General features: G+C 71.1%; 9 protein-coding genes. 5 read left to right on the top strand and 4 right to left on the bottom strand.

Annotation, left to right across the window (positions count from 1 at the left end; genetic code table 11):
• Positions 1 to 7: 7 nt before the first annotated feature.
• Together AB0I28_RS16670 and AB0I28_RS16665 are read left to right on the top strand one after the other, a co-directional pair.
• Positions 8 to 1,585, top strand: a complete 1,578-nt coding sequence (locus tag AB0I28_RS16670) for a Na+/H+ antiporter (protein ID WP_357494030.1) — start codon at positions 8 to 10, stop codon at positions 1,583 to 1,585.
• A gap of 65 nt (positions 1,586 to 1,650) precedes the next feature.
• A complete protein-coding gene (locus tag AB0I28_RS16665; protein ID WP_357494028.1) occupies positions 1,651 to 1,908 on the top strand; it encodes a UBP-type zinc finger domain-containing protein in 258 nt (85 codons plus the stop codon).
• Positions 1,909 to 1,936: 28 nt separating this feature from the next.
• On the opposite strand, the gene AB0I28_RS16660 is transcribed toward AB0I28_RS16665, so the two are convergent.
• Positions 1,937 to 2,764 (bottom strand): inositol monophosphatase family protein, encoded by an 828-nt coding sequence (locus AB0I28_RS16660; RefSeq protein ID WP_357494026.1) that lies wholly within the window; start codon positions 2,762 to 2,764, stop codon positions 1,937 to 1,939.
• A 62-nt stretch (positions 2,765 to 2,826) separates the two neighbouring features.
• Here AB0I28_RS16660 and AB0I28_RS16655 point away from each other — a divergent pair, with 62 nt between their 5' ends.
• Both AB0I28_RS16655 and AB0I28_RS16650 read left to right on the top strand, forming a co-directional pair.
• Positions 2,827 to 3,684 (top strand): bifunctional methylenetetrahydrofolate dehydrogenase/methenyltetrahydrofolate cyclohydrolase, encoded by an 858-nt coding sequence (locus AB0I28_RS16655; protein ID WP_357494024.1) that lies wholly within the window; start codon positions 2,827 to 2,829, stop codon positions 3,682 to 3,684.
• A gap of 98 nt (positions 3,685 to 3,782) precedes the next feature.
• Entirely contained in the window at positions 3,783 to 4,733 is a 951-nt protein-coding gene (locus AB0I28_RS16650; protein WP_357494022.1) for a malate dehydrogenase, read from the top strand.
• Between the two features lie 106 nt (positions 4,734 to 4,839).
• On the opposite strand, the gene AB0I28_RS16645 is transcribed toward AB0I28_RS16650, so the two are convergent.
• Both AB0I28_RS16645 and AB0I28_RS16640 read right to left on the bottom strand, forming a co-directional pair.
• Positions 4,840 to 5,253: a nuclear transport factor 2 family protein gene (locus AB0I28_RS16645; RefSeq protein WP_357494020.1), complete on the bottom strand. Its 414-nt coding sequence runs from the start codon at positions 5,251 to 5,253 to the stop codon at positions 4,840 to 4,842.
• Entirely contained in the window at positions 5,250 to 6,413 is a 1,164-nt protein-coding gene (locus AB0I28_RS16640) for an MFS transporter (protein WP_357494018.1), read from the bottom strand. Before AB0I28_RS16640 ends, AB0I28_RS16645 begins: the two co-directional genes overlap by 4 nt.
• Before the next feature lie 54 nt (positions 6,414 to 6,467).
• On the opposite strand from AB0I28_RS16640, the gene AB0I28_RS16635 reads away from it, so the two are divergent.
• The gene (locus AB0I28_RS16635; protein ID WP_357494016.1) at positions 6,468 to 7,133 is read left to right on the top strand and encodes a TetR/AcrR family transcriptional regulator; all 666 of its coding nucleotides are present in this window, start codon (positions 6,468 to 6,470) and stop codon (positions 7,131 to 7,133) included.
• A 283-nt stretch (positions 7,134 to 7,416) separates the two neighbouring features.
• Here the strand turns inward: AB0I28_RS16635 and eccCa are convergent, their stop codons facing one another.
• A complete protein-coding gene (eccCa, locus tag AB0I28_RS16630; protein ID WP_357494014.1) occupies positions 7,417 to 11,424 on the bottom strand; it encodes a type VII secretion protein EccCa in 4,008 nt (1,335 codons plus the stop codon).
• Positions 11,425 to 11,520 lie beyond the last annotated feature (96 nt).

Raw genomic sequence — 11,520 nt, 5'->3', positions numbered from 1 at the left:
TCAAGACATGACCCAGTACCTGACCGTTCTCGGTGTCGTCATCGTCGTCGTCGCCGTGTACGCCGCGTCCCGCCGTATGGGGATCCTGGCGCCCATCCCGCTGATGATCGCCGGTGTGATCCTGGGCCTGACCCCGTGGATCGAGACGCCCGGGCTCGACCCGGAGCTGATCTTGTTCGGTTTCCTGCCGCCGCTGCTGTTCGTGGCCGCGCAGGAGTTCTCCGTACCGGCGTTCCGGCTGCACATGCGGCCCATCCTGCTGCTGGCCGTCGGCCTGGTGATCTTCACTTCGCTGTCGGTCGGGTTCGTGCTGCACGCGGTGATGCCGCAGATCCCGCTGCCGGCCGCGCTGGCGCTGGGGGCCGTGGTCGGCCCGCCCGACGCGGTGTCGGCGATCGCCGTGGCCCGTCGCCTGGGGCTGCCGCGCAAGCTCGTCACCATCCTCGAAGGCGAGAGCCTGCTCAACGACGCGACCGCGCTGGTCATGCTGCGCGTGGCCGTCGCCGCGGCGGTCGGGGAGGCCGTCGGCATCGGCGGGATCGCGCTGACGGCGGTCCAGTCGGCCGGCGGCGGCCTGCTCGTCGGGCTGATCGCCGGCGTCGTCATCTCCTTCCTGCACCGGCGGACCCTCTACCCGCTGCTCGACAACGCGATCAGCCTGATCACGCCCTTCGCCGCCTACTACGCCGCCGAGCTCATCCACGGTTCCGGTGTCGTCGCGGTCGTCGTGACCGGTCTGTACGTCGGGCACCGCCTGCCGACGATGATGTCGGCGGCCTCGCGGCTCCAGATGGCGGCCTTCTGGAAGATGGTCGTGTTCATGCTGGAGGGCGCGGTCTTCGTGCTCGTCGGACTGCACATCAACCTGATCGTGCACGACCTCACCGAGCCCCTGCACGTCATCGTCGGACTGTCGGCGCTGGTCGTGGGCATCGTGCTCGTCGCGCGCTTCGTGTGGATCATCCCCGCCACATACCTGGGCAGACTCTTCCCCAACCGGGAACGCGACCGGGATTCACTGACCTATCCGATCGTGCTCAGCTGGGCGGGCATGCGCGGGGCGATCACCCTCGCCGCCGCTCTCACCCTCCCGCTGTACCTGGCCGACGGGGTCACGCCCTTCCCGCACCGCACCCTGCTCATCTGGCTGGCCTTCGTCACGATCATGGCGACGCTCCTGCTGCAGGGCACCACCCTGCCCACGCTCGTGCGCAAGCTCAAGGTCCACCAGGACGACCCGAAGGTCGACGCGCTCGCCGAGGCAGCCGTCCAGCACGAGGCGACGCGGGCGGCGCTGGTCCGGCTCGAACAGGAGATCACCGAGCAGCCGGCGCCGCAGGAGGTCGTCGAACGTCTCCGGCAGGGTGCGACCATCCGCGCCAACCACGCCTGGGAGAGGCTCGGGCCGGAGGAGATCGAGACGCCGTCCGACAGCTACCGGCGCCTGCGTCACGCGATGCTCGACACCGAGCGGGGCGTGTTCATCTCGGCCCGCGACGAGGGGCGCATCCCCGACGAGGTCATGACGCGCGTCCAGCGGGACATGGATCTGGAGGAGTCCCTGCTCGGGCGGGAACACGGGTAGCCCACTCGGCGCTAACGTGATCATGTGGCCCGGCCGCCACGTGTTCACGGACCCGAGGAGCACCGATGAACTGCACACATCTCGACCGCGCCGGCGACCTGCCGGTCCCGTCGCAACTGTCCTGCGCCCGCTGCATCGAGGAGGGCCATCACGACTGGGTGCATCTGCGGATGTGCCTGGACTGCGGGAATGTGGCGTGCTGCGACTCCTCACCGGGGCAGCACGCCTCCGCCCACTACAAGGAGACCGGCCACCCGGTGATGCGCTCGGTGGAGCCGGGCGAGGAGTGGCGCTGGTGCTTCGTGGACGAGGTCCTGGGCTAGGGAGTGTTCTGGCCCTAGCGGTCCTAGATCAGCCCAGCGCCTCGTTGACGACGCGCAGCAGCTCGTCGTGGATGTGCCCGTTGCTGTATACGCCGGCGCCCGCGTCGACGCGCGAGCCGCCGGACAGGTCGCTGTAGCGGCCGCCGGCCGCCTCGACGATCGGGACGACGGCGGCGTGGTCCCACGGCCCGCCGCCGAGCAGCACGTAGCCGTCGAGAAGGCCCTCGGCGACCATGAGCCCGCCGTGCACGTTGCCGGTCGCCTCGCGCAGCGAACCGCCCTCGTCGGCGGTCGGGCGCAGGAGCGCGCTGGCCTCGCTCAGGGCGGTCACGACCGGGCGCAGCTTCGCCGAGGCGCGGTGGGCGACCGGCCACATCGCGAGGACGGACTTGTCCAGCGTCGCCGTCGACGACACCGTGAGACGGGCCGGCTCGGCCCCTTCGGTCGCCGACCAGGCGCCCTCGCCCGTCGCGGCCCACCAACGGCGGCTCAGCGCCGGCGCCGAGGCCATGCCGACGGTCACCCGCCCGCCCTCCTGAAGGCCGATGAGGGTGCTCCAGGCGTCGTTCTTGCCGATGAAGTGGGAGGTCCCGTCGATCGGGTCGATGATCCAGAACCGGCCGTCCGGCTCGCCGTCGTCGGCGCCGAACTCCTCGCCGATCACCAGATCGTCGGGCCGCACCGTCGCCAGCTCCACGCGAAGGACCTGCTCGACCTCGCGGTCGGCGAGCGTCACCGGTGAACCGTCGGGCTTGATGACGATGCCGAGATCGGCCCCGTCGTAGTAGCGCATGGAGACCGGGTCGGCGAGGTCGGCGAGACGATGGGCGAGCGCGAGATCATCGGAGTAGGTCATGTCCGATCAGTCTAGGCTCGTCACTCTTCGGCGTCGGACCGGCGCTGTGGGAAGATGCGGCCATGCAGCTGCTTGACGGTAAGGCCACGGCCGCGGCCATCAAAGAGGAACTGAGCATCCGGGTCAAAGCCCTCGCGTCGAAGGGGGTGACGCCGGGTCTGGCGACGGTCCTGGTCGGCGACGATCCCGCGTCGAAGGTCTACGTGGCCAGCAAGCACCGCGACTGCGCGGCGGTCGGCATCCACTCGGTGCAAAAGCAGCTTCCCGCGTCGGCTTCGTTCACCGAGGTCGCCGAGGTCATCGACGAGCTCAACGCCGACGACGCCGTCCACGGGTACATCGTGCAGTTGCCGCTGCCGGCCGGGATCAGCCAGCAGGCGGTGCTGGAGCGCATCGACCCCGACAAGGACGCCGACGGGCTCCACCCCGTCAGTCTCGGGCGGCTCGTGCTCGGTGAGAAGGGCGCGCTGCCGTGCACGCCGCGCGGGATCGTGGAGCTGCTGCGCCGCTACGACGTGCCCCTCGACGGCGCCGAGGTCGTCGTGGTCGGGCGCGGGATCACCGTCGGCCGGCCCCTCGGGCTGCTGCTGACCCGTCGCAGCGAGAACGCCACGGTCGTGTTGTGCCACACCGGCACCCGTGACCTCGCCGCGCACACCCGGCGCGCCGACATCGTCGTGGTCGCGGCTGGGAAGGCCGGTCTGCTCACCGCCGACATGGTCCGTCCGGGCGCGGCGGTCCTCGACGTCGGCGTGACCCGCGAGGTGAAGGCGGACGGGAAGGCCAAGATCCTCGGCGACGTCGCGCCCGAGGTCGCCGAGGTCGCCGGGTACCTCGCGCCCATGCCGGGCGGGGTCGGGCCGATGACGCGCGCGATGCTGCTCACCAACGTCGTGGAGCGGGCCGAACAGCTCGCGTGAGACGCACTACCTCCTACGCCTACCCGACAGGCTCTCATGTCCGGCGTGCGCGTAGGTTCGCCTTAACGACCTGTCAAGGACTCAAAGGAGCAGCCAGAATGGGCAAGAAGGTCACCGTCGTCGGCGCCGGTTTCTACGGCTCCACCACGGCGCAGCGGCTGGCGGAGTACGACGTCTTCGAGACCGTCGTCCTGGTCGACGTAGTCGACGGCAAGCCGGAGGGTCTGGCGCTGGACCTGAACCAGTCGCGCCCCATCGAAGGCTACGAGACCCAGGTGATCGGCAAGACCGTCGGCACCGACGGGTCGGGCTACGAGGTCATCGAAGGCTCCGACGTCGTCATCATCACCGCCGGTTTCCCCCGCAAGCCGGGCATGAGCCGGATGGACCTCCTGGAGAAGAACGCCGGGATCGTGCGCCCGGTGTCGGAGAACGTGGCGAAGTACGCCCCCAACGCCGTGATCATCGTGGTCACCAACCCGCTCGACGAGATGACCGCGCTGGCGCAGATCGCCTCCCGGCTGCCCAAGCAGCGCGTCCTCGGCCAGGCCGGCATGCTCGACACCGCCCGCTTCAGCCACTTCGTGGCCGAGGCCGCCGGCGTCCCGATCGCCGCCGTCAAGACCCTCACCCTCGGCTCGCACGGCGACACCATGGTGCCCGTGCCCTCCGCCTGCTCGGTGAACGGCAAGCCCCTCTCGGAGGTCCTGCCCGCCGAGAAGATCGAGGAACTCGTCGTGCGCACCCGCAACGGCGGCGCCGAGGTCGTGGGCCTGCTCAAGACCGGTTCGGCCTACTACGCCCCCTCGGCCGCCGCGGCCCGCATGGCCAAGGCCGTCGCCGAGGACTCCGGCGCGGTCATGCCGGTGTGCGCGTGGGTCGACGGTGAGTACGGCATCGACGGCGTGTACCTGGGCGTCGAGGCCGAGCTGGGCGCCGAGGGCGTCCGCCGGGTCGTCGAGACCTCGCTGACCGAGACCGAGCTCGCCGGGCTCAAGGAGGCCGCCGAGGCCGTCCGCGCCAAGCAGGCCGACGTCGCCAGCATGTAGTTCACGCACTTTCGACGCCCCCGCCGACCTGTCGGCGGGGGCGTTTCCTCGTTGGGAAGCGCGGCGCCCCGGTGACACCCGGCCGGGGCGCCGCGCTCGTTTCGGCTCAGACGCCCGGTTCGCCGTCCCCGCCGAAGGCGAGGTGGACCGCGTAGGAGTCCTCGTGCATGTGGTACCTGGTGATCCGGCCGCCGATGACGGTCAGCCGCAGCGCGAAGGTCGAGGCGAAGGTCTTGCCGGTCTCGTTGACCAGGTGGGCGAACTCGCCGAGTACGACGGCCTCGTCGCCGTCGACGAGGACCTTCTCGACCTCGAAGCGCTCGGGGGTGCACAGGTTGTGGATGAGGTTGAAGAACTCGGCGACCTGGATGTGGCTGCGTCGCCGGCCGAGCCAGGGCACCAGCGGCGAGCCGTGGACGGCCATGTCGACGGGGTCGGCGACGAGGTTCAGCACCCCGTCGATGTCCCATTTTCCGAGTCGGGCGAGGAAGTTCTCGACGGTCTCACGGGTGTTGCTCACGGGCGGTCCTTTCGGAAGTTGTCACGGGATACGCAGAACGCGGCGCCGGCACCGAGGAAGGTCACGGCGGCGGCGAGGAAGACTGATGTGGACAGTCCGTTGAGGGCGGTCGCGATCGGTCCGGCGACGCTGGCGCCGATGAGAAGTGCGGCGTTGAAGACCCCGGCGCCGAAGGCCCGGGCCGAGCCGGACGCCAGCCCCACGGCCTCGGCCAGAGACGGTGCCGCGACGGCGACTCCGAGCGTCAGGGCGAAGAGAAGGAAGGCGAGACCGGCGAGGGACGTCCGCTCGCCGGTGACGGCGATGACCGCGGCGATCACGGCGACCGTGCCGAGTCCGCCGGCCGCCCGGAGAGCGGGCCGGACGGGCAGCCGTCCAATGAGGAACGGGGCGACCAGCACGGCCGGGACGGCGCACAGTCGCAGCAGGGGCAGCGATTCCCGGCCGGCCAGCTGGAGTCCGGTGTAGACGGTCACGAAGGCGATGAGGAGCGTGAAGGCCGCGGCGTAGAGGCCGCGCAGCTCCCGGCCGACGTGCAGCCGGGCGACGGTGGTGCCGCTCGCGCGGCGGGGGTCGGGCAGCAGGACGAGCCGGACCGCCAGCGCCGACGCGGCGAGAAGCACGGCACCCCCGGCGAAGGCGAGGCGCCAGGAGCCGAGCGCGACGACGCCCTGTCCGGCGAGCTGGGCGAGGCCGCCCGCGGCGAGGAAGCCGCCGGTGAGGCAGGACAGGACCACTCCCCTGCGGTGGGCGGGGACCGCGGCGCCGACGTAGGCGAAGGCGGCGGGCGGGAAGGCGCCGACGGCGAAGCCCTGCAAGGCGCGCAGGGCGTAGCCGGAGGCCGGGTCGACGGCCAGGACGACGGCGAGGGTCGCGAAGGAGGCCGCGAGGAGGCCGCGGGTCATGACGCGGCGGGGGCCGAGGCGGTCGACGAGCACGCCGAAGGTGAGGACTCCGGCGGCGTAGCCGAAACCGAAGACGGTGAGGACGGCGGTCGCGGTGGTCGCGGGGACCTGCCAGTCGGCGCCGACGGCGGGGACGAGGGGGATGCCGAGGTAGAGCTGACCGGTGGCCAGGAGGGCGGGCGGGGCGAGGACGAGGACCGTCGGAAGGAGGCGGGTCCGGGGTGGGGCCGGCGCCGGGCGGGTGGCGGTGGTCATGCGCCGAAGCTAGCCAACCAACTAGTTGGTTGGCAACCGGCTAAGCTGTCATGCATGTCACGCAATCCCGAAGTGACCCGCGGCCGACTGCTCAGCGCGGCCCGCCGGGAGTTCTCCCTGTACGGCCTCGCCGGTGCCCGCGTGGACCGCATCGCGCGCGAGGCCGGGGTGAACAAGGAGCGGATCTACGCCTACTTCGGCAGCAAGGAGTTGCTCTACGACACCGTGATCGAGCTGGCGCTACAGCAGATCCGCCTCGCGACGCCGCTGGAGATCACCGACGGGGAGGACGTCGGGGACTTCGTTCGGCGCGTGTTCGAGTTCCACCGGCGCGACCCGAGCCTGATGCGCATCTTCATGTGGGAGTCGCTGGAGATGGGCAGCCGCGACCTGATCGCCGACGCCGAGCGGCGCGCGTTCTACCGCGAGCGCATCGAGGACATGGCGGCGCAGTTGGGGATCGCCGACCTCGGGAACGCGCGGCGGTTGTTCCTGACGCTGGTGGGCATGGCGGGGTGGCCGGCGGTGATGCCGAACCTTGCGCACCTGATGACCGACGGGGACACCGACGGGGCGGAGGGGCAGGAGGCGCTGCGGGACTTCTTGGTGAGGTTCGCGGTGGCGGGTGCGGCCGGGGCGGCGGGGATCGGGGGCGGGACTGCGACGAGCTCGGGTGTCGCAGATGGCGATGGGGTGCGGACGGACGAGGAACGGGGGTGAGGGGTGCCCGCGGAGAGCACGGGCGGGCCGCGGATCCATACCCTCCAGCCACGCGGGTTCCAAATAGGGCACATGATCTGAAACCAAATCTTATCTCGCATATACGGATCATTGCAGACAGGATGTTAAATCCGCGTAAGTCGAAGCACGTCGATGTCGGTGCTGGTCGGGCGGGGTTTTCCGAGGGATGCAGGCAGGCTCTTCCATCGTGCTGGGGCACGCTCGTGGCGCAACGGAGCGCGGCCGTACCCGACCGCCGCACACCCCGCCTCAGTCCGCTCCCCTACCCCGCCGTCGCCACCTGCACCGGCTCCGGCGGCTCGCCGCGGCGCGTCATCAGCGCACGGCCCACGGGCAGCCGCTGCGGCGCGACGCCGTTGGCCAGACGCCCCTCCATGCGGTCGCCGGAGAACATCATCGTCGGCGGCGACATGTCGGACAGCGTCTGCAGGAAGGGCTCGTACAGCGCCCTCGACGCGCCGCCGGTCCTTCGGGCGACGATCACGTGGAACCCCAGATCGCGCCCCTGCGGGATGAACTCGATCAGCGGGGCGAGCGGGTTTCCGTTCGCCGAGGCCACGAGGTCGTAGTCGTCCACGAACAGGAACACCTCGTACCCCTTCCACCACGAACGGTCGCGCAGCTGCCTCGGTGTCACGTCGGGGCCGGGGAGTCTGGCGCGCAGCCCTTCGGCCAGCTCCTTCGCGTTCTGCGCGGCGTGGGCCGCCGAGGTGCAGTACGTCAGCTCGTAGTCGGGCGGGACTTCTTCGAGGTGACTGCGCCGGAAGTCGACCATCATGACGCCGACGTCGCCGACGGGCCGGCGCAGCACCTGCCCGATGATGGTGCGCAGGAGCGTCGACTTGCCGGTCTGCGGATCGCCGTACACGACCAGGTGCGGGTCGGTGTCGAAGTCGACGCGCGCGGGGCCGAGGTCCCTTTCGGACAGTCCGACGACGGGCAGCATGGCGTAGGGGTCGTCGGCGGATCCGGTGTCCCAGGCGGGAACGAGTTCGCCGATGTCGATGTGCGACGGGAGAACGCGCACCTGCGGGACGGGCGGCTGGGGCCAGCGGCCGCTCACTTCCCTGGCGAGCTGGGCGATGGCGGCGGGCAGGTCCTCGGTCTCCGCGACGCCGTCGATGCGCGGCAGGGCGACGTGCCCGTACTGCTCGTCGGCCCACAGTAGACGGCCCGGCGTCTCCTTCGGGAGCGCTTCGGCGGCCTTGCGGTCGATCCCGGAATCGAAGGGGTCCGACAGCCGCAGTTCGACGCGGCCGCCGATCGACGACGACAGCCGGGTGCGGATCTGGGTGGAGTTGACCGCGGTCAGCACGGTGTGCACACCGAGCGCGGGACCGCGCCCGACGATCTCCATCAGCGGATCCTCCAGCTCGAAGTCGACCTCGCGCAGCGCTCCCCAGCCGTCGACGACGAACACGACGTCACCGGCGATCTCGGGCGGGATCTCGCCGGCGGCCCTTGCCTTGCGCAGGCGGGCGGGCGAGTCGAGACCGTACTTCTGCATCGCCGCCTCGCGGATGTCCAGCTGCGCCCTGACGTCGGCGATGACGCGGCGCATCAGCTCCGGCTCGGAACGCCCGGCGACGGCGGCGACGTGCGGCAGTGAGGCGAGCGGGGCGAGGGCACCGCCGCCGTAGTCGACGATGTAGCAGGCGATCTGGCCCGGCTCGTAACGCAGCGCGAGTCCGGCCACGAGGGTGCGGATCAGCGTCGACTTGCCCGAGACGGGCGCGCCGTAGACGGCGAGGTTGGCGTCGGAGCCGGTCAGGTCCCATTCGAGGGGTTTCTGCGTCTGCTCGCGGGGAGCGTCGTGCAGGCCGAGGATCGCGGTGACCTTCGCGGGGTCGGTCACCGGATCGAGCGCACCCTCCACAGTGTCCAGTGTCATCATCGCCGGCAGCGGCGGCAGCCACACCGGGCGGACCGGCTCGGCTCCCGCCGAGGCGAGCCGTTCGACGAGGACCTGGAGGACCGTGCGCTCCTCGGGGGCGGCGTGTCCGCCGTGAGCGGCGGCACCGTCGGGCGCGATCGCCGCGAGGGCCTGGGAAACGCCCATCAGCGGCACGGCCGGCGGCGGCCACGGCAGGATCGGCAGCTGCTCCTCGCTGTCCTCGCGCGGGGGCTGGTAGGCGCCGGAGACCATCGCGGCCTTGAAGCGGGTGAACACCGAGGTGTCGACCTTGAGGTAGCCCGACCCGGGCTCGGGCGGCAGACGGTAGGCGTCGGGAACGCCGATCGCGTCGCGGCTCTCGCCCTCGGAGAAGGTGCGCAGGCCGATCCGGTAGGACAGATGCGACTCCAGGCCGCGGATCGCGCCGCCTTCGAGCCGCTGCGTGGCCAGCAGCAGGTGCACGCCGATCGACCGGCCGATACGGCCGACGGCGACGAAAAGCTCGGCGAAGTCGGGCTTGGCGGTGAGCAGCTCGGAGAACTCGTCGATGATGACCAGCAGGTGCGGCAGGGGATCGAGCTCGGGACGGTTCTTGCGCACCCGTGTGTAGGCGTGCACGTTCGGCAGGTTCCCGACGTCCTTGAGAAGCTGCTGCCGACGCAGCATCTCGCCGTACAGGGCCTCCCGGAAGCGGTCGACGAGCGCGAGGTCGTCGGCGAGGTTGGTGATGCTACCGGCGTTGTGCGGCAGGGGATCGAGGTCGGCGAAGGTCGCGCCGCCCTTGAAGTCGACGGTCAGCAGCGCCAGCTGCTCGGGGTTGTGCCGCACCGCGAGGGCGGCGACCAGCGTCCGCAGCGCCTCCGACTTGCCCGAACCGGTCGCACCGACGATGAGCCCGTGCGGGCCCATCCCGCCCAGCGCCGACTCCTTGAGGTCCAGGTCGACGATCTCGCCGTCCGGGCCGACGCCGATCGGCACGCGCAGCGCGTCCTCGTCTCGCCGTGACCGCCACATGTACTCCACGTCAACGGTTCCCGGGTCGGTCAGCCCGAGGATCTCGGCGAGGCCGTGGACGCTGTGCAAGGCCTCGCCGCTCTCGGTCTCGGCCAGCCGGTAAGGGCTCAGCGCCCGCGCCATCCCGGCCGCCTCGGCGATGCCGACGCCGTCCATGGCGCCGACGAGCGGCACGCGCTCCACCGGCTCCTCCCCCGCCGGGGTCTCCACCGGGACACGCAGGTCCAGGTGGGCGGTGATCTCGCCGTCGGCGCCGACCTCAAGGCGGGCCTCGACGCGCTCAGGCTCCTGGCGCTGCTCGGCGACGATGCTCACGATGTGGATGCCCATGTCGGCCGGGGAGACGTCCTCGTCCCACAGCCCGGCCATGGAGACCTGCTGCTCGCCGTCGACGACGATCAGGAGGTGCTGCGTGCCCGGTCCGGGCGGGCCGCCCCGGCGGCGGCGCCAGTCCTGGGCACGCCGGTGGACGTCCTCGGCGAGCAGTTCGGCGAGTTCGCCGGTGCTGTCGCACAGGAGGGGACGCGGAAGCGGGCCGCTGCCGGAGCCTTCGGCGAGGACGTGCGGCAGGAAAAGGGTCCAGTGCCAGCGGTCGACGAGGGTGCGGTGGCGCACGATGGCGACGCGCACGTCGTCGGGTGAGACCAGGGCGGTCAGCTGGGTGAGCATCGAGCGGGCCACGGTCCGGCCGGTCTCGTAGTCGCCGACGACCGAGACGTTGCCGTAGCGGCCGAGCGGGACGGTCAGCGGCTGCCCGCCGATGGTCGCGTAGTGCTCGACGAGCTCTTCGGCGCTGCTCTGGCAGACCGGGTCGTATGTGTTGAGGGGGTTGGGATCGACGTTGAGGGTGAGCGTGCGGGCGAGCGGGACGCGCGCGAGTCCACAGCGGACGGTGAGCAGCTCATCGTCGCCGCTGCGCCGTTCCCAGCGGCGGGACGGGCCGCTGACGATGTCGGCGAGCAGTTCGGGGTGCGGGTGGCGCAGTGCCTGCGCCTTGCGCTGCCCGCGCGCGGCTTTGCGGACGGTGACGCGCATGTCCTCCAGGTAGTCGAGGTAGCGCTCGCGCTGCTCGCGCAGTTTCCGCTTGGGCCCGCTGCGCATCGAGATCCACATGACGATGCCGAGGGCGACGCTGGCGACCAGCATCAGCAGGCCGGCGGCGGCGTAGAGGGGCCGGTTGGCGTTGGTGAGCGCCATCATCAGCGCGCCCGAGCCCGACATCATCGGCATGATGACCATGGCCATGTTCATCGCGGCGCTGCCCGGTTCGGGGAGCTGCGGCGGCGCGGCCAGTTTGATCGGAGTGGTGGAGACCTCCGGAACCGGCTGCCTGGCGGGTCTGCGCACCAGCGTCGTGCTCACCGGTTTCCTCCCATGCAGATGCTCCTCAATGGACATCCCCGGTTAACGGGGGCCAAGCGTATCGTTGTGCAGCCGACGCGATCCTGGCAAGCTGCA

Source organism: Phytomonospora sp. NPDC050363 (assembly GCF_040655735.1).
Lineage (GTDB): Bacteria > Actinomycetota > Actinomycetes > Mycobacteriales > Micromonosporaceae > Phytomonospora.
This window is presented reverse-complemented; position numbering and strand designations above follow the sequence as displayed.